The sequence below is a fragment of the Paraburkholderia sp. DD10 genome, from assembly GCF_049177125.1.
In the GTDB taxonomy this organism is placed as follows: domain Bacteria; phylum Pseudomonadota; class Gammaproteobacteria; order Burkholderiales; family Burkholderiaceae; genus Paraburkholderia; species Paraburkholderia terricola.
Window position 1 is genome coordinate 3,131,505 of record NZ_CP185393.1, and the last position, 21,871, is coordinate 3,153,375.

Sequence of the window (21,871 nt, forward strand, 5' to 3'; positions counted from 1 at the left end):
CTGTCGAAACAGCACTTACAAAGGTAGGGCGGTATGACATGGAGAATCCTTTCGGTGCTCGCTCTTGCTGCACCGTTGCTGGCAGCGTGCGGCGGTGGCGGCGGCGGCGATGGCCCAGTGACCGAAGTGCGCTTATGCCCCGCATCGCTCGACTACGGCACCGTGTTTACAGGCGGTGGCGGTGACGGCGAACTGGTCAAGCTGCAACTCGACACCAGCAAGATGACCTGGCAGGTCAGCTACATCGAATCGCCGGTCCCCGCGACCACCGGCACGGTCGTGCCGACCCGCGCCGGCCTGACCGCCAGCGGGACGCTCACCCAGGAAACCCTGCTGCCGACGAACAAGCTCAACCAATGCGCGTTCCGGCTGAACGGCGCGAGTCTCGATCCGGCTCGTCCGGCGCGGATTTTCGTCGGCGAAGGCGTGGCGGGCGGCACGATTCCGGGCGCCGAGATTTCGTTCGGCGGGATTCTCGGCGTGGGCGCCGTGCCCGACACCACGTTCCCGTACTACCCGTTCATCGGCTTCTCGTCGATTGAAACGAGTCTCGCGAACGTGGCCGGCACCTACAACCAGCTCGGCTATCACCAGGTTCCGTCGCAGAACTTCGCGCCGGTCGCGGTCGACTCCAGGATCACGATCAATGCGGACGGCACGTGGACCGAGTGCGACAACACCGGCATCAACGCCGGCAAATGTCAGCAGCCCGGCACGAACTTCGCGCAGGCCGCCGACGGCAGCGGCGCGTTCCAGACCAACAACTTTCTCGGACAGGCGAAGCCGACGCTCGCCAGCACGCCGAAAGCGCGCGGCTACATGATCGTCGGCAAATTGCGCAACCAGTTGGTGCCGATCCTCGTGCGAACCGGCGCGGCGAACTCGTCGGTCACGGTGCCGCAGAACGGCGAACTCGGACCCTACGCGGACGACGAATCGGGCATCTCGATCCTGGCGCCGCAAAGCGCGGTCGCGGTGAACGCCCCGAACGGCGAGTACGTCGGCGTGGATAGCCAGTTCGACTATCGCACCACCGCGCTCGAGGGCAAGCAGGCCACGTTGCTGGATCCGTTCAACGCATCGCAGGCATCGCTCGCCACCGCGCTCGATCTGGACTTCACGCAAGCCGTCCCCGGTCTGGTGACGACGACGCACGTGGGCGCATCCACGGGCGCCACGCCGACCGGAAAGATGATCTTCACGGGCGGAGTGTTCGGCTACCTCGATATGACCAACGCGGCCTCGCCGTACTTCACGATCGGCGCGTTCGTCCAGTAACCGACGCATCACGCGCCGCCCATTGGCAATCAGGCGTTCGCGCCGCGGCCGACGCGTAGCGTTGCAACGCGGCAGCCCGCGCTCGCCCGGCGTTCAGCGCGCCGGCGGGTAGACAACCGCCGCCGCTCGCCGCGCGATCACTGCGACGAGCGTCCCAGGAGGAGCAGCATGAAAAAAATCTATCTCACGATCTTGGCCGCCTGCTTGTCTGCGGGCGCGCACGCTCAGCGTGCGGGCGACAACGTCGCCGCGCTTGGCTGGTTCCACGTGATGCCGCAGGACTCGAGCACACCGCTCACCACCAACGTCGCGCCGACGCCGATCAATACGCCGTTGCGCCTGCCAAATTCGTTCACGTCGGCCGGCACGAGTTTGTCGACCAATAACGCGAACACCGTCGGCCTCGTGTTCAGCCATTACCTCACCGATCACATCGCGGTGACGACCGTGGCAGGCGTGCCGCCGGTGTTCAAGATCTACGGCCACGGCACCATCAGGCCGCCCGGACCGGCGGGCGCGCTCGGCCAGCAGGATCTGGGCGACCCGCAAGCCAATCCGATCGTGAAAAGCGTGCGGCAGTGGAGTCCGGCGCTGCTGTTCCAGTACTACTTCAATGCGCCGACGGCGAAGTTTCGGCCGTTCGTCGGCATCGGCGTGTCGTACAACTGGTTTTCCGATATCCAGTTGAGCCAGAACTTCGTGCAGTCGACGCAGAACAATCTCGGCGCCGTGCTCGCCGCCGGTGCGGGCAAGCCCGGCAAGACCCAGGTGTCAGCGAAGGCGTCGTCGTCATGGGCGCCGGTGTTCAATGCGGGCCTCGCGTACAACATCACGGAGCATTGGGGCTTGGTGGCATCGGTCACGTACATTCCGCTCAAGACGACGTCGTCGGTCATCATCAAGGCGGCGGACGGTACTGAACTGGGCGTCTCCCGGGCGGACCTGAAGGCCGATCCGATCATTTCGTTCCTGGCCGTCTCGTACAGGTTCTGAGTTCAGCGCGGGTGTGTGGCAAAGCCGGCGGTCTTGTGCAAAGGCCAGCCGGCTTTTTCATTTATAGGGAGCTGGAAAATCGGGGCAAAAAAAAGCCCGCCTAAGTTGGCGGGCTGAATCCATATCAGAGGAGACATGGAGGAGACAAGGCAAACTATAGCAAATCGTTTGGTGCGGCGCAACATTCAAATAAGGGTTGACCCTCAACGTTGCTAAAATGCAACACGTCGCGCGAGGCTCGCAAGGCGCAATGACCGCGCGACGGATGCCTAGCGCCCGGCCCGCCGCGCTGCGACCTGCCCAAGCACGGCGAAGTCTTTCTCGCCGTCGCCGTGAGCGACCGCTTCGAGCAGACTGTCGCGCACCACGCTTGCGATCGGGAGCGGCGTCGTCACGGCATCGGCCGCGGCGAGCGCGAGACGCAGGTCCTTCAGCCCGAGGCGCGCCTTGAAGAGCGCCGGCTCATAGCGCTGCTCCGCGATCATCTTGCCGTAGCCCGAATAGACCGGTCCGGTAAACAGGCCGCTCGTGATGATGTCGAGGAAATCCTGCATCGCAAGGCCGTGGCCGGTCACGAGCGCGCCCGCTTCGCCGAGTGTCTCGACGGCCGCGCCGATCATGAAATTAGCGGCGAGCTTCATGACGTTCGCCTGCTGCGGCAGCGAACCGATGCGCCATGTTTTCTGACCGATCACGTCGAAGATGGGCTGAACCTGGTCGATCGCTTCGGCCGGGCCGCCGGCGACGATCGTCAGCTTGCCCGCCGCCGCGACATCCGGCCGCCCCAACACCGGCGCGGCGACGTAGTGGACGCCGCGCGACGCGTGCGCGGTCGCGAGTTCCTCGGCCAGCGCCACCGAAATCGTCGCCATGTTCACGTGGATCAGGCCGCGTGGCGCATGTTCGAGCAGCGTCGCGGTCACGACTTCGCGCAACGCGGCATCGTCGGCGAGCATCGAGAATACGGCGTCGCCCGCGAACGCTTCAGCCGGCGTCGCGACGATCCTCGCGCCGGCGTCGGCGAGCGGCTGCGCGCGTTCCGGCGAGCGGTTCCACACGCGCACCTGGTGCCCGGCTTTCAACATGTTGGCAACCATCGCGGCGCCCATCTCGCCCAGGCCGATAAAACCGATGTCCATCTGTCGCTCCATCTTCTAAAGAACTGGAAGTAAAGCACACCCATGCAACACGTGCAGGAGAGCGCGCAGCGAAACACGGTGCGATACTGCTGCGATGGTGACCGCGACATTCCGCTTCTATGAGGAGCTGAACGATTTTCTCGCCCGGCCGCTGCGCCGGCGCGCGTTTAGCTACGCCTGCGCGCGCGGCGCAAGCGCGAAGCACATGATCGAGGCGCTAGGCGTGCCGCATACCGAGGTCGAGTTGATTCTCGTGAACGGCGAGTCGGTCGGTTTCGATCATCCGCTGTCGGACGGCGATCGCGTCGCCGTCTATCCGAAGTTCGAAGCGCTCGACATCCAGCCGCTCCTGCGCGTGCGCGAACGGCCGCTGCGAGTGATGCGCTTCATCGCCGACGCGCATCTCGGCGGTCTCGCACCGCTGTTGCGGCTTGCCGGCTTCGATACGCTGTTCGACAACCATTACGCCGACGCCGACATCGAAACCCTCGCCGTCGCGCAACAGCGCATCGTGTTGACGCGCGACCGCGAACTACTGAAACGCCGCAGCATCACGCACGGCTGCTACGTTCGTACACTGAGGCCTCGCGAGCAGTTGCGCGAGGTGTTCGAGCGGCTCGATCTGGCGGGCAGCGCGCAGCCGTTCCGTCTGTGCCTGATGTGCAACGCGCCGCTGCGGCGCATCGCCAGGGAAGAAGTCGGCGCGCGCGCCCCCGACGGCGTGCTGGAACGGCACAGCCAGTTCGTCACCTGCGACGTGTGCCGGCGCGTGTTCTGGGAAGGCACGCACTGGCAACGAATGCGCGCGTTGATGGATAGCGTGGCGGGCGCGCGGAACGCGTCCGCGTGAGGTTGCTGGCTGCGTCTTGCGCACCGTCCAGACGCGTAATCGGCGCCGCGCGCGCGACGCCTCGCGCGGTGCGTACAATGCGGGATTACTTATCTGGCAGAGGCCTTCCGTATGGCGATGAAAAAAACCGACCTTGAAAAGAACAAGGCACTCAAGCTGAACAACGCAATGAAGTTGTCGACCGCCGATCGCTTCGGCAAGGCCGCTGCCGCCGAGCCGAAGCTCGATCGTCGCGAGCAGCGCAAGCTCGACCAGGCACAGGGCCTGGTTGCATTCGCGTGCAAGCTGAACGGCGAGTTGGTCGCTGAGCTGAAAGAGCGGGCGGCCACCCATCCCGAAGGCATGACCGGGTTGCTGAACGAAGTCATCAAGCGCGGCCTCGCGGGCTGAGCGGTGACAGGCCACGCTTAGCTAGCGTGGGCGCCGGGCTCGCGCTTTTCGAGCCGTGACAAGGCGCCGTCGAATGCGTCGCGCAAGCACCGATCTGCGGAAAACCCGCAAAAAACACCGCTGTCATGCAAAAAGGCCAGAGTACGCGCTCTGGCCTTTTTACTGGCGATGCCTTAATCCGAACCACCCGGCAACCGCGCTTTGCGCGGCGCGCCGGGCGTCAGCTTAGTTCTGCGTGCCCTTGTCGTTCGTGCCGGCTGCCGACGCTGCGGCCGCAACCGGAGCGCGCTTGCCATGCGACTTCAGCTTCTTCACGTGGTGCTTCTTCGGCGCGCTAGCTGCAGCGGCCGGTGCAGCTGCGTCCGATGCCTGTGCGAAAGCTTGAACGGAAACCAGTGCGATCGATGCTGCTGCGAGCGAGACGATAACTTTTTTCATGTGTTGTTCCCCAAACCTGGACGACTGAGTCGATGTGAATGAATTAGCTGCACGGTGAAGCGGCTGCGGTTAAAACCCCCGCCGCTCCCCGCGGGAGAGTATTACCCAGTTGTAGGCGGTTTGTCATGCGCAATACCCGATATGTATTTTCCGCGAGACAGCTTGCTTTCGGGATGCTTTCACTCATTAAGCCCCTATCTCAAGAAAATTACCTGGCCGCAGTCAAACCAGGTTGCGCAGCAGACTGGCGGTTTCCTGCAAGGTCGGTAGGACACGATGCAGCGCGGCTTTCGCCGACTCGTCGCCGATCGGCATGCTGACGCTAATGGCCGCCACCACCGCACCATGCCGGTCACGCAAAGGCACCGCGACACCACGCACGCCCAACTCCAGTTGCTGATCGGTGACCACGAAGCCATTGCGGCGGATTTCGCCGAGCACTTCGCGCAAGCGCTCGATGGTCGAATAGGTGTGCGGCGTGAACACCTTGATGGGATAGGACGCGAGCCACTGCTCGATGCTCTCGGGCGCCTGAAACGCCAGCAGCACCAGGCCCGCCGACGACAACGGCGCAGGCGCCCGCGAGCCCAGCACGAAGCCGACCGCCATCGCCCGGTTCACGCCGTTGCGCGCGACGTAGACCACATCGTGTTCATCGAGGATCGCGACCAGCGCGGTTTCCTGAACCGTCGCGGTGATGCGCTGAAGAAACGGCTGCACCGTGCGCGGCAAGCGCGCCGAATCCAGATACGACTGGCCGAGCCGCAAGACACGCGGCGCGAGCCAGAACAGCTTGCCGTCGGTGTCGACGTAACGGAGTTCGTGCAAGGTCAGCAGATAGCGGCGCGCCGCCGTGCGCGACAGACCCGCGCGAGCGGCCACGGCGGTCGGCGTCATGCGCGCATGTTCTTCGTCGAATGCTTCGATGATCGCCAACGCCTTCGCGGCGCCGGCGATCCAGTCTTTCTCGTCCATTGCATGTGCCTAAAAGTCGGGCCGGCTCGGTGGTCGGTAGTATCGGAGGTTGCATGGCCGCTGCGCGATTATCGCGCGAGTCGCTCGATGTGGTGCGCGCGTTTCGATCCGCGTTCGCTTGGACCATGCGGTGACGCGCACGTCGGCGCGAAGCTCCGCGCCCGCTTCATGCTTCGTCTGTAGCGTGGTCAAGCTTCGTGAGGGCGCCGCCAGTCGCCCGAGGGCGCGCAAGCGTCATAGCTGGACGGCCGCGCGGAAAGCGCGGCCGCATCGATTGGAGAGAGAAGCAAAATGGATTACCAACTGATGGAAGTAGCGGACGGCAAGCCGGTGAAAATGTGGACCGAAGGCGTCGCCGTCGACGACTTCGCGCGCGACCAACTCGCCCACGCCGCGAAACTGCCGTTCATTTTCAGGCACTTGGCCGTCATGCCCGACGTGCACGCCGGCAAAGGCTCCACGATCGGCAGCGTGATTCCGACGCTCGGCGCGATCATTCCGGCTGCGGTCGGCGTGGATATCGGCTGCGGCATGATGGCCGCGCGCACCACGCTCAACGCCGCCGATCTGCCGGACTCGCTCGCGGGTCTGCGCAGCGCGATCGAACGCGCGGTGCCGCACGGCCGTGCGCCGGGCCGGCGCGATCCAGGCGCGTGGGATCGGCCGCCGCAGCCGGTCGACGTTGCATGGAAAGCGCTCGCCGAAGGCTTCAAGCGCATCGTCGACAAATATCCGAAACTCGCGCGGACCAACAACTATGTGCATCTCGGTACGCTCGGCACCGGCAATCACTTCGTGGAAGTGTGCGTCGACGAAGCAAACTCGGTGTGGTTTATGCTGCACAGCGGCTCGCGCGGCGTCGGCAACGCGATCGGCAACCTGTTCATCGAACTGGCGCAGGCGGACATGCGGCAGCACATCGCCAACCTGCCGGACCGCAATCTTGCCCACTTCGAGGAAGGCAGCGCGCACTTCGACGATTACGTGGAAGCGGTGGGCTGGGCTCAGGACTATGCGCGGCGCAATCGCGAACTGATGATGGACGCGGTGGTCCGCGCGGCGCGGTCGGTGATCGCCAAGCCGTTTTCGCTCGATGAGCACGCGGTGAACTGCCACCACAACTACGTGCAGAAGGAGCGTCACTTCGGGTCGGAGATTCTGGTCACGCGTAAAGGGGCGGTGTCGGCGCAGAAGGGTCAGCTCGGCATCATTCCGGGTTCGATGGGCGCGAAAAGTTTTATCGTGCGCGGCCTCGGCAACGCCGAAAGCTTCTGCTCGTGCAGCCACGGCGCGGGGCGCTCGATGAGCCGCACGGAAGCCAAGCGGCGCTTTTCCGTCGACGATCAGATCAAGGCGACCGCGCACGTCGAATGCCGTAAGGACGCGGGCGTGATCGACGAAATCCCGATGGCCTACAAGGACATCGACGCTGTGATGGCCGCGCAGCGCAGCCTCGTCGAAGTGGTGCACACGCTGCGGCAGGTGGTGTGTGTGAAGGGATAGCCGTGCAGGGGCCGCCGGTCAGGCGGTCGCGGCGGCGGTGTCGCTCTCGCGTGGCCGCCGCCAATCGCTTTCCGAAGAAAGCCGCAAGCTACGCAGCGCGCGGATGCGCGAAAAATCTTGGCGTGTCCGCGGTTGGCGGAAATACACACCAGCAACCGTCGTCGTGACGAAAGAAGAACAACCCGCGCGAGCCGCCCTCGACGGAGGTTTCGACGCGCACATAACGCCGGCCGCCCAGCCGCGTGCGGCTGAATTCGGTGACATGAACGGGCGCCGAGGGCTCCGGCGCGAGCCATTTCTCAACCAGAAAACGCAGCGATTGTTCGCTCGTGGCTCTCATGATCCGCTCCGGGCCGGCTTGTCCTCGCGGACGTCACGCGCGGTTTCGGCGGTTTCGTCGCTTGCCGCGTCGTTGGCCGCATCCGCGTCGCGTTCGGCGGCGGCAAGGGCCATCGTCCGATTGGTGGCAGCCGCGCGCAGCGTACTGCAATGCGCGGCATGCCGGATATCCGAGAGAAGACGAACCAGTTGTCGTGCTGTTCTGCGTTTCATGACACCCCCCCGCACTGCACCAAGAACCTCATAAAACACTTTAACTCTATGCCTGAATCGGGCGTCGCTGAAATGGTTTTGACTAAATAGCAACGGTTGCGCTTGCATAAACAGACACGCAATCTTCATACCGACCAGGTTCAATGTGCGCGGCCGCCTCGTCGCCGTCTGTGCGCTCGCGAGCGCTCGCGTGTAAAAAGCTACGCCGCCGCCTGGAATAAATATGAGGTCAAAATGCAAGTTATCCACATTTGCCTATGAATAACTTCGGGACAGCGCCGGGATAGTGTGTGCGCGGAATCTGGATAAAACGGATCGGCGAGCTAGCGCGGACATAGTTATCCCGCTCTTGTAGTTTTTCTACCGGCGCAGTCCGCAGGGTTATGTATTTCGGATGATGTTGATGCGATGGAGGATTTGACAGTTGTCCACAGAAGGCTTTCGCCCTTGTTAACTATTACTACATACGTATACACACGGGATAAACAAAAAGGATAAGTCACGTGGGCGTGCGTAGTTTGAAGGCTGCTCGGTCAGCGCAACCCAGTGGACGAAGTCGCCTCAAGGCACCACGCGCGTTCCGCTCGCAGGTTCCACGGAAGCAGCCTTGCCGATTGTTGCGTCAGGCATCGCGGCAACCGGCGCGAGAGCCGGCGCTTCGACAGGAACCGGCAACAAACGGCTTTCGATACGGTTGGTCGGCACCGCCTGCGTGCGCACCACGGTTTGCAGATAGTGATCGACGAGGCCGAAAAAGCGGTCATAAAACTTGCCCGACGGAATCGTCTCGCTTGAAATCTTCACCATCGCGTCGCTGTTCGAGCGGATCGGCAGTGAGAGCGAACCCAGCACACTCAGTCCGACGCTCGCCGACGTATCGCTCTTCTTCAGCGCAAAGCCGTTCTGCACGGCATTCACATAGACGATGCTGGTATCGCTCGCCTCTTCCCCCGGCGTGCAAACCACATGAAATTCGACTACGACGTGGGTATCGCCGCTCGGCTGGAAGTTCTTGGTGCCGTCGACGGTATCGGTGCGCGTCATCGTCGTCAGGTAGCCCTGACTCAACAGGGCGCGGCGCGCGGCTTCGCAGGTATCGGTCGTGTTCGAGTTGAAATTGCGTGCGTACGGACTCGCGCCCGTCTCAAACAATTCCTGCTGGAATTTGGGCTGCGGGGTGCTGCTGCAAGCGGCAAGGATCAGCAAGCCAAGCAGCGAGGCGAAGGTGGCTTTGGAAAACGAGGTCAACATGGTCGATCTGAAGGGGGCGCTGCGAAAACACAGTGGGAATGCATTGTAGAGCGGGTTGCCGGCCGTGCGTAAAAAGCGCGCAGCGCGCTTCGCGCCTTATTTGGCGTGACGGCCGATTACCGCAGCCCAAGCCACGGCAACGCAAAAAAGAGGGAAGAGCGTCGCTCAGTTCGACGCGGCGGACGATCCAGTCGACGGTTTCGCCGAGCCGGCAATTCCACTGCTATCGACGGCCGGCACGGTAAAGGCGTTGGCCCAGTTGTCCGGTGCCGCACAACGGTCGGCCGGTGCAGCGTCGCATCTGGCGGCTCGCGCGTCTGCACGCCGGGCGGTGCCCGGTTCAGGCGCGAGCGCGGCAAAGTCCTGAACCCGCAAGCTCACCTTTTGCGCATACGCCTTCGACCCGCCGTAGCTTTTGAGCGCCGCGTCCATGTCGCCGTTGGCGGAGCGCATGTAGCCGTACAGGATTGCCGAGCCCACTTCGATGTTCGTGGTCGGCTCGGTGAGGTCCTTGACGTTCCTCAGCAGCCCCCGATGAGCGCCCGGCACCACTTGCATCAGCCCGGTTGCGCCGTTGGCGCCCCTGGCTTTTTCCTTGAAGCGGGACTCGATGGAAATGATCGCCAGCAAAAGCGCCGGCGGCAAAGAGTATTTGGAAGCGGCGGATTGCACCGCGTCGGAGATCTTTTGCGCCTTCTCCGTTGCGAGACCGAATTTTTGCGTGAGATACGCGGACATGCGATCGGTGTTGTCGTCGGCGACGGCGGTTTGGATCAGACCGAACGAAAGCATGATCAGGCAAAGGAACCGGCTCATAACGGAAGACGGGAGAAAAAGAAAGCGCGCATTATAGCCCTGCCCGAAAAATAGGCACCGAACAGACAAGTTTCATCGTAGGAATAATAGTCGATGATCGCAGCCGCGACCGATGAACCCCACGGCTTTACTTCGCGTAGCGACGGTTCAGCGCTGCCACCGTTTCGCACATATGCGCGCGCAATTCGGGCGGCGCCAGCACCTCGGCTTCGGCGCCGAAGCGCAGTAATTCCGCGCACGCCTGCCTCACCGAGCCGACCGGCAGCGTCACGGTGCGCCAGCCGTCGGTGGGATCGGGCTCGCCGATTGTCGCGGCCGAGCGCGCGAACGGCGAAGTGAAGGCTTCCAGCATCCGCATGCCCCACGGAGACAGCCGCAGCGTTGCTTCGCTCGCATGCATCTCCGCGGAGAGCCGCTGCGTGCTGTCCCGCCAGTACTCGGCGAGTTCGAACGCGGGCGGCCGCTCGAAGGTTTCGTCGATCAGGGTCAATTCGAGAATGCGCGAAATGCGATAGATGCGAATATCCGCATCCACGCGCCCGACCACGTACCACGCCCCGCCTTTCAGCACGACGCCGAGCGGTTCTATCCGCCGGACTTTTTCGGCTTTCCAGCTCTGATAGCGAATCCGCAGCGGATGCTGCTCCCACACCGCGCGCGCGATCAACGGCAGATGCGCGGGCTGATCGGCGTCGGCGAACCACGCCGGCGCGTCGAGATGAAAACGCGAGCGCATGCGCTCGGCGGTGCAGCGCAATTCGACGGGCAGCGCCGCGAGCAGCTTGGTTTGCGCGCCGGCCATCACCGCGCCGAGCCCGAGCGCCTGCACCGGGCCGGGCAAGCCGGAGAGAAACAACGCCTCCGCTTCCTGCGGCGACAAGCCGTTAAGCCGCGTCCTGTAGCCGTCCAGTAGCCGGTAGCCGCCTTCCGCGCCACGCTCGCTATGCACGGGGACGCCGGCGGCGCTGAGGGCGTCGATGTCGCGATAGATGGTGCGCAACGACACAGCGCATTCGTCGGCGAGCGACTGGGCGGTGACCCGGCCACGCGCCTGCAATGTCATCAAAATCGAAAGAAGGCGGCTGGCTCTCATGTCGGCAAGTGTAGCCATACCTGACACTCGCTGACAGGTATGGACGCTTACGATAGGTGCGCCCGGCGAAGCCTGCTTGCCGGTTTTCCAACGCGCACTCATTCGGAAGGCTGACACCATGACCCCAGACCGCACGATCACGCTGTTCCATTCGCCGCAATGCCGCTCCGTCAGCGCGCTGACGCTGCTCGAGGAACTCGGGGCACAGTATCAATTGAACGTGTTGAACATGAAGGCCGGCGAACAGCGCAAGGCGCCTTTTCTCGCGATCAATCCGCTCGGCAAGGTGCCGGCGATTCTCCACGGCGATGCGTTGGTGACCGAGCAGGTCGCCATCTTCATCTATCTGGCTGATCTCTTTCCCGAAGCGGGCCTCGCGCCCGCGCTCGACGATCCGTCGCGCGGGCCGTATCTGCGGTGGCTCGTGTATTACGCGGCGTGCTACGAACCGGCGCTGGTCGACAAAGCGATGAAGCGCGACCCAGCGCCGCCCTCCACGTCGCCTTATGGCGATTTCGATTCGATGCTCGGGACCGTGACGAGCCGGTTGCAAACGTCGCGCTACCTGCTCGGAGACACGATGTCGGCGGCGGATATCCTGTGGGGCATCGCGTTGCATTGGGGGACGATGTTCAAGCTCGTCCCTGAAACGCCGGTGCTAGTCGAGTACGCCGGTCGCATTTGCTCACGGCCGAGCTTCGTGAAGGTGAGCGAGCGGGATGCGGCGCTGGCGGCCGAGCATGAGGCGGCGGTCAAGCGTAACTGAGGCGCGGGCCGACCGGTTTGGATTCGCTCCATGCCACACGGTCAGTCGGCTGTCGCCGGGATTTGAGACAATGGTGCCCGTCGGCGAAGGTATTCCCGCGATAACCGGGGTGTAGCCTTGGCCGTTCGCACACATGCCGCCCTTTTGACGAACCAGAGCCGTTTCAGTGATGAGCAAGATGGCATTCATTCCCAGCGTCCCCGCAGCGTCGGAAGACGATTTCGAAGTATTGGCGACGTCGAAACTGGCCGGCTACCGGCGTTTCTTCGGCGTATTGAAAGTGGTTCGAACCACCGATGGCCGCGTGCTGTTTCCGTTCGACGGGGCACCGGAACTCGGGCCGTATGCAACCAAGCTGGAGGCGGTCGCGGCGGCGCAGGTGTGTGGCGAACACATCGTGATCAGCGATCTGGCGCGCCCCGAACTGTAGACCGGAAATTTGCTTCAGTTGCCGCGTACATATGCAATCCCTCTATGCCGCCGCGGTTCAACGCGGTGGCATAGAGGCCGGGCGACAAACTGACAGTCAGCCCAAAACAGCTTTACACCTTGGTGCTTTTTTAGTGCTCGCTAGGCCTGATAGCCGGGTCGCTCTCCACCACTTCGTGGGTGGCTGACCAGTACGGCTCGCGGTTGTAGTAGCTGTGGGTCGACATGCCCCACTTCGCATCCGCCATGGCAGGCCAGTGATCCTTGTCGAAGCCTGGATCGTCCTTGAGCCGCTGCGCTGCTATGTCGACGTAGAAGCACTTCTGATCCGTATCCAGAGTCAGCGCGTTCCACGGGATCGCGTGCAGGGTCGAACCCATGCCGAGGAAACCTCCCTCCGACAGCACAGCGTAGGCGATACGTCCGCTGCGAACGTCAAGCATGATGTCTGAAATTTTTCCCACGTCTTCGCCATCCGAAGACATCACCTTGTTGCCGTCGAGCGTCGACGCGGCCATGATGTCCGGCCCCGGCCCTTCGCCTATTCCGCCACCGACAATGTCAGCTCCGCCTCGAGTGGCGCTTCGCGGATTGATAGAGCCCATCATTCACCTCCTTGAAAAATGGTGCTCTTTTGTGCCGCAAGCAGCGTGCCCGCGATGGCGAGCATGCGGCGCGTCCGGACGCCCGGTTGGCCGGGGCGAGTCGTGGCCTCCGCCACGACCGCCCGCCTCACTCAACCGTAACCGACTTCGCCAGGTTCCGCGGCTTATCCACGTCCGTGCCTCGCGCGCACGCCGTGTGATACGCCAGCAACTGCAGCGGCACCACGTGCAGAATCGGCGACAGCAGGCCATAGTGCTCCGGCATGCGGATCACGTGCAGCCCCTCATCGTTGACGATCTTCGTATCCGCATCGGCGAATACAAAAAGCTGACCGCCGCGCGCGCGCACTTCCTGAATATTCGACTTCAGTTTTTCCAGCAGCGCGTCGTTCGGCGCGACCGTCACCACCGGCATCGCTTCAGTGACGAGCGCGAGCGGCCCGTGCTTCAACTCGCCAGCCGGATAAGCCTCGGCGTGAATATAGGAGATCTCCTTGAGCTTCAACGCACCTTCGAGCGCGATCGGATAGTGCAAGCCGCGCCCGAGGAACAGCGCATGCTCCTTGCGCGAAAACTCTTCCGACCACGCGATGATCTGCGGCTCGAGCGCCAGCACGCTGTTCAACGCCGCCGGCAAGTGGCGCAACTGCTTCAGGTATTCCGCTTCCTGCTCCCGGCTCACCTGCCCGCGCAGCTTGGCGAGCGTCACGGCCAGCACGAACAGCGCGACCAGTTGCGTCGTGAATGCCTTCGTCGACGCCACACCGATTTCGCGCCCCGCGTGCGTCAGGAACGACAACGCGGTTTGCCGCACCATTGCGCTCGTGCCGACATTGCAGACGGCCAGCGTGTGCTTATGTCCCAGCGACTGCGCATGCTTGAGCGCCGCCAGCGTATCCGCCGTTTCGCCCGACTGCGAGATCACCACCACCAGCGATTTCGGATTCGGCACCGACTCGCGGTAGCGATACTCGCTGGCGATTTCCACCTGTGTCGGGATCTTTGCGACCGATTCCAGCCAGTACTTCGCCGTCAGCCCCGAGTAATAACTCGTGCCGCACGCGAGGATCAGCAGGCTGTCGATCTCGGCGAACACCTTGTCGGCGCCCTCGCCGAACAGCGCCGTATCGAATGAATCCGTCTGCGGAATCGTGTCGGTGATCGCTCGCGGCTGCTCGAAAATTTCCTTCTGCATGAAGTGACGATACGGGCCGAGTTCGACCGCGCCGCCATATGCCGCCACCTGACGCACCTCGCGCTGCGCTTCATGGCCGTCGCGATCGGCGATACGCACGCCGTCGAGCGACAGTTCGCAAACGTCGCCTTCCTCGAGGAAGATGAAGCGTTCAGTGCTGCCGGCAAGCGCCAGCGCGTCGGACGCCAGAAAGTTTTCGCCGTTGCCGAGGCCCACCACCAGCGGCGAGCCTTGCCGCGCGCCGACCACCGTATGCGGCTGGTCCTTATGCAGCACCGCGATTGCATACGCGCCGTGCAATTGCGTGACGGCTTCGCGCACCGCGGCGAACAGGTCGCCGCGATACAGGCTGTGAACCAGATGTGCGATAACCTCGGTGTCGGTCTGCGAGACGAACGCGTAACCCTTGCCGCGCAACGTTTCGCGCAGCGACTCGTAGTTCTCGATGATGCCGTTGTGTACCAACGCGAGTGCGTCTTTCGAGAAGATCGGATGCGCGTTGTCCGTGACCGGCGCGCCGTGCGTGGCCCAGCGCGTATGCGCGATACCCGTGATGCCTTCGAGACGGGTTTCGCGCACCTGGTCATCGAGATCGGCCACGCGCGCGACGCTGCGCGCGCGGCGCGGCCCCTCGCCGCCGAGCACGGCGACGCCGCAGGAATCGTAGCCGCGATATTCGAGGCGACGCAGTCCTTCGATCAGGACCGAAACGATGTTACGTTGCGCAACCGCGCCGACAATGCCACACATGGCTTATTCCTTTTCAGTGCCGTGTTTCAGGGAGCGCGCCTCGCGCGCGCGTCGTGCCCATCAGCTCTTCTTTTTGGTCGGGCGTACGTAGCCCGTCTTGCTCGTTTGCGTCTTGTCGTTCAGCACCAGCGTGTCTGCCTCGGCATCTTTCCAGACCGTGGTGCCCGCCGCGATCGTCACGCCGCGCTTGATGCGCACCGGGGCGACCAGTTGCGTGTCGGAACCGACGAACACGTCGTCTTCAATGATGGTGCGGAATTTGTTCGCGCCGTCGTAGTTGCACGTGATGGTGCCCGCGCCGATATTCACGCGCGCGCCGATGTCCGCGTCGCCGATATAGGTGAGGTGATTCGCCTTCGAGCCGTGACCGAGCACCGCGTTCTTCACCTCGACGAAATTACCGACGTGCGACTCGTCGTGCAACGATGCGCCCGGACGCAGGCGAGCATACGGTCCCAGTACGACGTTCGCGCCGACTTCGGCGCCTTCGATATGCGTGAACGCATCGACGCGCGTACCCGCGCCGATGTTCGCATTGCGGATCACGCAGTTGGGCCCGATGGTGACGTTGTCGGCCAGCGTCACGCGGCCTTCGAACACGCAGTTCACGTCGATCGAAACGTCGCGGCCGCATTCGAGCGTGCCGCGCACGTCGAGGCGCGCCGGATCGGCGAGCGTCACGCCCGCAACCAGCAACGCATCGGCCACGTTGTGCTGATGAATCCGTTCGAGTTCGGCAAGCTGCTGCTTGCTGTTCACGCCGAGCGTTTCCCACTCCTGGTCCGGCTGCGTGGTGACGATTTCCAGCCCGGCTTCGATCGCCATCTCGACCGCGTCGGTGAGATAGAACTCGCCTTGCGCATTGTCGTTCTTCAACGCCGCGAGCCAATCACCGAGCCGTTCGGTGGGTGCGACGATGATGCCGGTGTTGATCTCGGCGATCTTCAGTTGTTCGGGCGTGGCGTCTTTCTGCTCGACGATGCGCGACACCTTGCCGTGCTGATCGCGCACGATGCGGCCGTAGCCGCTGGGGTCTTCGAGCGTGACAGTAAGCACGCCATAGCCGCCCTGCCCCGCGCGCTCGGTGAGCGCCTGCAAGGTGCTGGCGCGCGTGAGCGGCACGTCGCCGTATAACACCAGCGTGGGCGCGGACGCATCGAGCAGCGGCAACGCCTGCTGCACCGCGTGGCCTGTGCCGAGTTGCTGCTCCTGTACGGCGAACTGGACGTCCGGCGCCGCGACCGCTTCGCGCACGGCTTCGGCGCCGTGGCCGATCACCACGACGAGACGCGTGGGCTTCAACGCGCGGGCGGTGTCGATGACATGAGCGAGGAGCGGCCGGCCGGCCAGGGGATGGAGCACCTTGGGAAGCGCGGACCGCATGCGCTTGCCGGTGCCTGCCGCCAAAATCACGATGTTCATGGCGTCGGCGAATAGACGAGTTTGGAGCCGACGATTCTATCACGCAGCCCTTGACGACAAAGGCCGCCAACGCGGCCTTACGACATGCTCGACTGCGCGCAAACGCCCGGCGCGCGGGTGTTTCCGTTAAAGATCGTCAAACTGGACGATCGAGATCGATTTCGATGCGCCGAGTGCCGGGCCCTCGCCGGTATCGGTCGAGCACGGCTCTTCGTCGAAAGCGATGTCGCCTTGCGGATCGGCCTCGCCGGTTGCGCGCAGCCCGGCGAACGGGAACAGCTTGTGATCCATCAGATGCGACGGCACGATGTTCGACAACGCGTTGAACATGTTCTCGATGCGGCCTGGAAAGCGCTTTTCCCAATCGCGGATCAGCGCCTTCATTTCCGCGCGCTTCAGGTTCGGCTGGCTGCCGCACAGATTGCACGGAATGATCGGGAACTCGCGTAGCTCCGCGTACTTCTCCAGATCGGTTTCCTTCACGTAGGCCAGCGGCCGGATCACGATGTTCTTGCCGTCGTCCGATTGCAGCTTGGGCGGCATGCCCTTCAGCTTGCCGCCGTAGAACATGTTCAGCAGCAGCGTTTGCAGGATGTCGTCACGATGATGGCCGAGCGCGATCTTGGTCGCGCCGAGTTCGCCCGCGACGCGGTACAGGATGCCGCGGCGCAAGCGCGAACACAGCGAGCAGGTGGTCTTGCCCTCCGGCACCAGCCGCTTGACGATGCTGTACGTATCCTGGTTCTCGATGTGAAACGGAATGTCGAGCTGCTTCAGGTATTCCGGCAGCACGTGCTCCGGAAAGCCCGGCTGCTTCTGGTCGAGGTTCACCGCGACGATGTCGAAGTTGATCGGTGCGCGCTCGCGCAGCCGCATCAGGATCTCCAGCATCGCGTAGCTATCCTTGCCGCCGGACAGGCAGACCATCACCTTGTCGCCGTCCTCGATCATGTTGAAGTCGCCGATCGCCTCGCCGACCTGGCGCGCGAGACGCTTGAACAGCTTGTTGTTCTCGTACGCTTCTTTCTGCTCGCGGCGCGTGAGCGGCGACTTGGGCTTCGCCGCCTTTGCGCCGAGCGCGGCGGCTTGCGTGGACTCGGTGGCTTGCGTGGCTTCGGCGGACGCGGCGCCGTTCAGGATTTCCGGAGCATTCATGGCTCAATCCTCTTTGATGCGAAAGACTTCGACACCCACCGCGTCGCAGTCGGGATAAACGTCGGGCTTTTCGGTCGACACGCACGCCGCGCGCACCTGCGGATGCTCGAGCATGGTCTTGACGAGATCGTCGCAGAGCGTTTCCTGCAGATGGATATGACCTTGCTCGACGCGCCGCGCGATGGTGGAGCGCATGAAATCGTAGTCGACGACTTCGTGCAGCTTGTCCTGCACCGGCGTGGACAGCGCGAGCGGCACGAACAGTTCGACGTTGATCACGACGCGCTGTTCGCCGCGCTTTTCGAAGTCGTGCACGCCGATGTTGATGTGCACTTCGTAATTGCGCAGAAAGAGCCGGCGGCAATCGGCGAGCCGGGGATGCGAAAGAGCGGCAAACATGTTCGTTCCAGTCGAAAAAAGCGTGCGGAGCACGCAAGGGGGCGCTTCACGGCGCGGCGGCCGCCACGATCGAGGCGGGCCGCGCGCTTCAGGCGCCCGTCAAAAACATTACGTCGCGCGGCAGCGGCACGAGATGCTGCCCGCCGTCGACCACCAGCGTCGTTCCGGTGACGCCCGCTGCGTCCGCGAGATACAACGCGGCGGCGACGATATCCTCCGGCCGCGACGCACGGCCCAAGGGTGTGACCCGGTGGGCGGCTTCAAAACCCTCCGGCGTTTGATCGGCGGCTTGCATCGTGAGGCCGGGCGCGAGCCCGACCACCCGCACTTTCGGCGCCAACGCCTGCGCCAGGGCCACCGTGGCTGTCTGCAACGCCGCCTTCGAGAGCGTGTACGACAGGTAATCCGGATTCATGTTGTACAGCTTCTGATCCAGCACGTTGATCACCACGCCGCGCTGGCTTTCGTCGGTGCGCGCAGCCTCCGGCGTCGCCTCGAACAGCATGCGCGCGAGCACCAGCGGCGCGCCGAGATTCATTGCGGTGAGCCTGAGCAGCAGTTCGTAACCGACGTTCTGCGCCGTGTCTTCCTCGAAGCGCGACGCGTTGTTGACGATGCATGCCGGCCGGCCCAGCGCGGCGATACAGTCCGGCAACAGCCGCTCGACCTGCGCTTGGTCGCCCAATTCCGCATGCAAGGCGACCGCCCGACGGCCCGTCGCCACGATTTCCGCGACCAGTTCCCGCGCGTCCTTTTGCGAGGCGCCGTAGTGGACCGCCACGTCCCAGCCACGCGCTGCGAAGCCGAGCGCGAGCGCCCGGCCAATGCGGCGGGCCGCGCCGGTAATCAGCACGACGCGTGGCGTTTCAGGCGCGCGGGGGGCGGCGGTATCCAGAGGGGCGGTCATTTACAATGCGGGGATGAATCCGAAAGCTCACCAACCCGTTAGTTTACCTGCTCCCGGCCCGAGCGCGCTGGCGCAGTCGGAAGCGCTGCTCGCGCGAATCCGCGCGGAGCTCGAAGCCGCTGGCGGCTGGCTGCCGTTCGACCGCTATATGGAACTCGCGCTGTATGCGCCCGGGCTCGGCTATTACAGCGGCGGCGCCCGTAAATTCGGGCTGCGCGGTGACGACGGCAGCGACTTCGTCACCGCGCCCGAACTGTCGCCGCTCTTCGCCGCGACGCTGGCGCGCCCGCTCGCCGAAGCCTTGCAGGCAAGCGGCACGCGCGAGGTGATGGAATTCGGCGCCGGCACCGGCAAACTGGCTGCCGGCTTGCTCAACGCGTTGGACGCGCTGGGCACGCCATTCGAGCGCTATTCGATCGTGGATTTATCGGGTGAATTGCGCGAGCGCCAACGCGAGACGATCGAGGCCGCCGCACCGGCGCTGGCCGCGAAGGTTCGCTGGCTCGATGCGTTGCCGGAGCGATTCGAAGGCGTGGTGATCGGCAACGAGGTGCTGGATGCGATGCCCGTGCGACTCTTCGCATCTGGCGGCGGCGCCTGGTCCGAGCGCGGCGTGGTGTGGCGCGATCAGACGTTGGCGTTCGATGATCGTCCGGTGTCGGCGGCTGCGGACATTGCGCTGCTGTCGGACATCGAAACGGCCGGCGACGATTACGTGACCGAGACGCACGACGCCGCCCGCGCCTTCACGCGAACCATTTGCACGATGCTCGCGCGTGGCGCGGCCTTCTTTATCGACTATGGGTTTCCGCGTCACGAGTACTACCATGCACAGCGCGCGCAGGGCACGCTGATGTGTCATTACCGGCACCGCGCGCATGGCGATCCGTTCGTTTATCCGGGCTTGCAGGACATGACCGCGCACGTGGAATTTACCGGCATCGCCGAAGCCGGTATCGACGCGGGCGCGGATCTGCTCGGCTTTACGTCGCAAGCGCGGTTCTTGCTGAATGCGGGGATCACCGAGGCGTTATCGGAGATCGATCCTGCGGATACGGCGAGGTTTTTGCCTGCGGCGAATGCGGTGCAGAAGCTGTTATCCGAGGCCGAGATGGGCGAACTGTTCAAGGTGATCGCGTTTTCGCGCGGACTGGATGACACGCTGCGGGCCTTTTCCAGTGGCGACCGTTCGCATACGCTGTGATTCATACCCTGTGATTTTTTGCGTTAGGGATTCGCGATGATCCGCTGGTTGTTGACCACCTTCATTGCCGTCGCGGTGTTGTCGGCCTGCTGGCCGTGGCTCAGGAAAATCGGCATTGGGCGGATGCCCGGTGATGTCACATTGCGGATCTTTGGGCGGGAGTATCCGTTTCCGTTTATGTCGACGCTTGTTTTGTCTGTTGTTTTGTCGATTATTGCTCGGGTTTTGTAGATGGGCTTGGGCGTGTGGGGCTGGTTGGTTGTGCTGTTGCTGTTTTGGCCTTTCCTTGTTGTCTTAGTGGTCTATTAGCGTTGCCCCTGTGCGGGGCAATGCTCTCAACTTAAGCCTCAAAGAGCTTGTAAACGAGGCATTGCCCCTGTAAACTTCATCGCATAACTCACTGATAAATCAACGATATGAACTCAAATACCAGCGTCCTCGCGGCTTCTGGCTGAGTTCTCCGATTTCCTGCTCGATCCGGCGCTCGCCGATCGCGTGCGTCGTTCTCCCACTGCCTTTACCCGCAATCGCACACTGACCTTGCCGCGCATGGCCGCGCTGATGATGTCCGGCATGTGCGCCAGTGTGCAGGCCGAACTTGACGCGCTATTCGGCGCACTGGGAAGCAGCGGCGGGCGCACCCGCGCTGTCAGCGCACAGGCCTTCAGCAAGGCGCGACGGGGAGTGTCTGCCGAACTGTTCGAACTGGCCCGCGCCCGCCTGATCTCGCTGGCCCAACCCCATATCGATTCGATGCGCTGGCACGGCCTGAGGCTGGTCGCCGCTGACGGTAGCCGCCTGCGTGTGGGCACGCGTCGCGGCCATGAACTGCGCGCCGATCACTACGCGTTTGCGCTGTTCCTGCCGGGTTCCGAACTGACCCTGCACGCTGCACTTCATCCCGCCGACGGCGGCGAGCGGCAGATGCTGTTCGAAGCCCTCGATGTACTGCAACCGCATACCGACCTGCTGCTGCTCGATCGCGGCTATATCGGCAACGCGATGGTGGCGGCGCTCGCACAGCGCGAAATCCCGTTCTGCATGCGCGTCGATGCGCGTAACTGGAAATGCGTCAGCGCCTTTACCCGCAGCGGTAAAGCCGAGCATGTGGTGACACTGGAAGCGCCCAGCGAACCGGATGCCCGCGCCTATGAACTGGCGCGTACGCCCACGACTGTGCGCCTGATCCGCGACGTCACGCCGGGCGGTCGCGTGCGTGTGCTGATGACCTCGCTGCTCGATGGCGGGCGTTATCCGGCGGCATCGTTCGGCGCGCTCTATCACCAGCGCTGGCGGGTCGAGGAAGCATTCAAACGACTCAAGCACCGGCTGCGGCTGGAAGCCGTCACAGGCCTCGATTACCTGGCGTTACAGCAGGACTTCGGCGCAAAAATCCTCGCCGACAACCTGTGCACACTGCTCAGCGATCTCGATGCGCCGCACGACGACAGACATGCCAGCCGTCCTAACCGGGTGTATGCACTGGGCGCACTCAAGCCCATCCTCGGCGCGTGTCTTCTGCGCATCCAGCGCTGTCTGGACGGCCTCGCCGGTGTGCTGGAAATGATCCACCAGACCCGATGCCGGATACAGCCCTCACGCTCCTATCCAAGACCACCCAGAAAAGCCAAGCCCCACTTCCATCTCGCGTACAAACTCGCTTGATGCAGCGGGGCTTAAGTTGAGAGCATTGCCCCGCACAGGGGCAACGCTAATAGACCACTAAGCCAGCAAGGAAAGGCCAACAAAACAACCCCACAA

24 protein-coding genes are annotated in these 21,871 nt (G+C 63.5%); 10 read left to right on the forward strand and 14 right to left on the reverse strand.

Translation table 11 applies throughout. The annotated features are described in order from the left end of the window. Positions 1–33: 33 nt before the first annotated feature. Together ACOCG7_RS29555 and ACOCG7_RS29560 are read left to right on the forward strand one after the other, a co-directional pair. Positions 34–1,278 carry a DUF2957 domain-containing protein gene (locus ACOCG7_RS29555; RefSeq protein WP_114163248.1) on the forward strand — a complete coding sequence of 415 codons (1,245 nt, stop codon included), beginning with the start codon at positions 34–36 and terminating at the stop codon, positions 1,276–1,278. A gap of 168 nt (positions 1,279–1,446) precedes the next feature. After that, the gene (locus tag ACOCG7_RS29560; RefSeq protein WP_114163249.1) at positions 1,447–2,271 is read left to right on the forward strand and encodes an OmpW/AlkL family protein; all 825 of its coding nucleotides are present in this window, start codon (positions 1,447–1,449) and stop codon (positions 2,269–2,271) included. A gap of 269 nt (positions 2,272–2,540) precedes the next feature. Here the strand turns inward: ACOCG7_RS29560 and ACOCG7_RS29565 are convergent, their stop codons facing one another. Further along, the gene (locus ACOCG7_RS29565) at positions 2,541–3,410 is read right to left on the reverse strand and encodes an NAD(P)-dependent oxidoreductase (RefSeq protein WP_114163250.1); all 870 of its coding nucleotides are present in this window, start codon (positions 3,408–3,410) and stop codon (positions 2,541–2,543) included. A 94-nt stretch (positions 3,411–3,504) separates the two neighbouring features. Between ACOCG7_RS29565 and ACOCG7_RS29570 the strand changes: the two genes are divergently transcribed. Both ACOCG7_RS29570 and ACOCG7_RS29575 read left to right on the forward strand, forming a co-directional pair. Next, positions 3,505–4,260 carry a Mut7-C RNAse domain-containing protein gene (locus tag ACOCG7_RS29570; protein ID WP_073432178.1) on the forward strand — a complete coding sequence of 252 codons (756 nt, stop codon included), beginning with the start codon at positions 3,505–3,507 and terminating at the stop codon, positions 4,258–4,260. A gap of 111 nt (positions 4,261–4,371) precedes the next feature. Continuing rightward, positions 4,372–4,650, forward strand: coding sequence for a hypothetical protein (locus ACOCG7_RS29575; RefSeq protein WP_073432177.1), 279 nt, complete (start codon positions 4,372–4,374; stop codon positions 4,648–4,650). Positions 4,651–4,875: 225 nt separating this feature from the next. Here ACOCG7_RS29575 and ACOCG7_RS29580 read toward each other — a convergent pair whose 3' ends face one another. Together ACOCG7_RS29580 and ACOCG7_RS29585 are read right to left on the reverse strand one after the other, a co-directional pair. Next, positions 4,876–5,088: a hypothetical protein gene (locus ACOCG7_RS29580; protein WP_006052583.1), complete on the reverse strand. Its 213-nt coding sequence runs from the start codon at positions 5,086–5,088 to the stop codon at positions 4,876–4,878. A gap of 222 nt (positions 5,089–5,310) precedes the next feature. After that, positions 5,311–6,063 (reverse strand): IclR family transcriptional regulator domain-containing protein, encoded by a 753-nt coding sequence (locus tag ACOCG7_RS29585; protein WP_114163251.1) that lies wholly within the window; start codon positions 6,061–6,063, stop codon positions 5,311–5,313. 291 nt (positions 6,064–6,354) lie between these two features. On the opposite strand from ACOCG7_RS29585, the gene ACOCG7_RS29590 reads away from it, so the two are divergent. Further along, positions 6,355–7,566, forward strand: a complete 1,212-nt coding sequence (locus tag ACOCG7_RS29590; protein WP_421378336.1) for an RtcB family protein — start codon at positions 6,355–6,357, stop codon at positions 7,564–7,566. Between the two features lie 88 nt (positions 7,567–7,654). On the opposite strand, the gene ACOCG7_RS29595 is transcribed toward ACOCG7_RS29590, so the two are convergent. From ACOCG7_RS29595 to ACOCG7_RS29615, 5 genes are all read right to left on the reverse strand, one after another. After that, positions 7,655–7,906, reverse strand: coding sequence for a hypothetical protein (locus ACOCG7_RS29595; protein ID WP_114163253.1), 252 nt, complete (start codon positions 7,904–7,906; stop codon positions 7,655–7,657). Continuing rightward, positions 7,903–8,358 carry a hypothetical protein gene (locus ACOCG7_RS29600; protein WP_244219933.1) on the reverse strand — a complete coding sequence of 152 codons (456 nt, stop codon included), beginning with the start codon at positions 8,356–8,358 and terminating at the stop codon, positions 7,903–7,905. The genes ACOCG7_RS29595 and ACOCG7_RS29600 overlap by 4 nt, the downstream gene beginning before the upstream one ends. A 321-nt stretch (positions 8,359–8,679) precedes the next feature. Next, positions 8,680–9,369 carry a DUF2242 domain-containing protein gene (locus tag ACOCG7_RS29605; RefSeq protein ID WP_114163254.1) on the reverse strand — a complete coding sequence of 230 codons (690 nt, stop codon included), beginning with the start codon at positions 9,367–9,369 and terminating at the stop codon, positions 8,680–8,682. Between the two features lie 165 nt (positions 9,370–9,534). Continuing rightward, the gene (locus ACOCG7_RS29610; protein ID WP_073432172.1) at positions 9,535–10,185 is read right to left on the reverse strand and encodes a lytic transglycosylase domain-containing protein; all 651 of its coding nucleotides are present in this window, start codon (positions 10,183–10,185) and stop codon (positions 9,535–9,537) included. 127 nt (positions 10,186–10,312) lie between these two features. After that, positions 10,313–11,296 (reverse strand): helix-turn-helix transcriptional regulator, encoded by a 984-nt coding sequence (locus ACOCG7_RS29615; protein WP_244219934.1) that lies wholly within the window; start codon positions 11,294–11,296, stop codon positions 10,313–10,315. Between the two features lie 100 nt (positions 11,297–11,396). Between ACOCG7_RS29615 and ACOCG7_RS29620 the strand changes: the two genes are divergently transcribed. Both ACOCG7_RS29620 and ACOCG7_RS29625 read left to right on the forward strand, forming a co-directional pair. Beyond that, on the forward strand, positions 11,397–12,044 hold the full coding sequence (locus ACOCG7_RS29620; RefSeq protein ID WP_114163256.1) for a glutathione S-transferase family protein: 648 nt from the start codon (positions 11,397–11,399) through the stop codon (positions 12,042–12,044). Between the two features lie 169 nt (positions 12,045–12,213). Next, on the forward strand, positions 12,214–12,474 hold the full coding sequence (locus tag ACOCG7_RS29625) for a DUF6723 family protein (RefSeq protein WP_114163257.1): 261 nt from the start codon (positions 12,214–12,216) through the stop codon (positions 12,472–12,474). A 130-nt stretch (positions 12,475–12,604) separates the two neighbouring features. Here ACOCG7_RS29625 and ACOCG7_RS29630 read toward each other — a convergent pair whose 3' ends face one another. From ACOCG7_RS29630 to ACOCG7_RS29655, 6 genes are all read right to left on the reverse strand, one after another. Further along, positions 12,605–13,078, reverse strand: coding sequence for a PRC-barrel domain-containing protein (locus ACOCG7_RS29630; RefSeq protein ID WP_073432204.1), 474 nt, complete (start codon positions 13,076–13,078; stop codon positions 12,605–12,607). A gap of 127 nt (positions 13,079–13,205) precedes the next feature. Beyond that, on the reverse strand, positions 13,206–15,023 hold the full coding sequence (gene glmS / locus ACOCG7_RS29635) for a glutamine--fructose-6-phosphate transaminase (isomerizing) (protein ID WP_114163258.1): 1,818 nt from the start codon (positions 15,021–15,023) through the stop codon (positions 13,206–13,208). A 60-nt stretch (positions 15,024–15,083) separates the two neighbouring features. After that, a complete protein-coding gene (gene glmU, locus ACOCG7_RS29640; RefSeq protein WP_114163259.1) occupies positions 15,084–16,445 on the reverse strand; it encodes a bifunctional UDP-N-acetylglucosamine diphosphorylase/glucosamine-1-phosphate N-acetyltransferase GlmU in 1,362 nt (453 codons plus the stop codon). A gap of 126 nt (positions 16,446–16,571) precedes the next feature. Next, a complete protein-coding gene (gene ttcA, locus ACOCG7_RS29645; RefSeq protein ID WP_114163260.1) occupies positions 16,572–17,600 on the reverse strand; it encodes a tRNA 2-thiocytidine(32) synthetase TtcA in 1,029 nt (342 codons plus the stop codon). A gap of 3 nt (positions 17,601–17,603) precedes the next feature. Next, a complete protein-coding gene (locus ACOCG7_RS29650; protein WP_073432945.1) occupies positions 17,604–17,999 on the reverse strand; it encodes a dihydroneopterin aldolase in 396 nt (131 codons plus the stop codon). Between the two features lie 88 nt (positions 18,000–18,087). Next, positions 18,088–18,906: an SDR family oxidoreductase gene (locus tag ACOCG7_RS29655; protein ID WP_114163261.1), complete on the reverse strand. Its 819-nt coding sequence runs from the start codon at positions 18,904–18,906 to the stop codon at positions 18,088–18,090. Positions 18,907–18,919: 13 nt separating this feature from the next. Here ACOCG7_RS29655 and ACOCG7_RS29660 point away from each other — a divergent pair, with 13 nt between their 5' ends. From ACOCG7_RS29660 to ACOCG7_RS29670, 3 genes are all read left to right on the forward strand, one after another. Continuing rightward, complete coding sequence (locus ACOCG7_RS29660; RefSeq protein WP_114163262.1) at positions 18,920–20,110, forward strand: class I SAM-dependent methyltransferase; 1,191 nt, start codon at positions 18,920–18,922, stop codon at positions 20,108–20,110. 36 nt (positions 20,111–20,146) lie between these two features. Further along, positions 20,147–20,341 carry a DUF2905 domain-containing protein gene (locus tag ACOCG7_RS29665; protein WP_073432948.1) on the forward strand — a complete coding sequence of 65 codons (195 nt, stop codon included), beginning with the start codon at positions 20,147–20,149 and terminating at the stop codon, positions 20,339–20,341. Positions 20,342–20,578: 237 nt separating this feature from the next. Beyond that, positions 20,579–21,775, forward strand: coding sequence for an IS4 family transposase (locus tag ACOCG7_RS29670; RefSeq protein ID WP_114161999.1), 1,197 nt, complete (start codon positions 20,579–20,581; stop codon positions 21,773–21,775). The last annotated feature ends 96 nt before the right edge of the window (positions 21,776–21,871 follow it).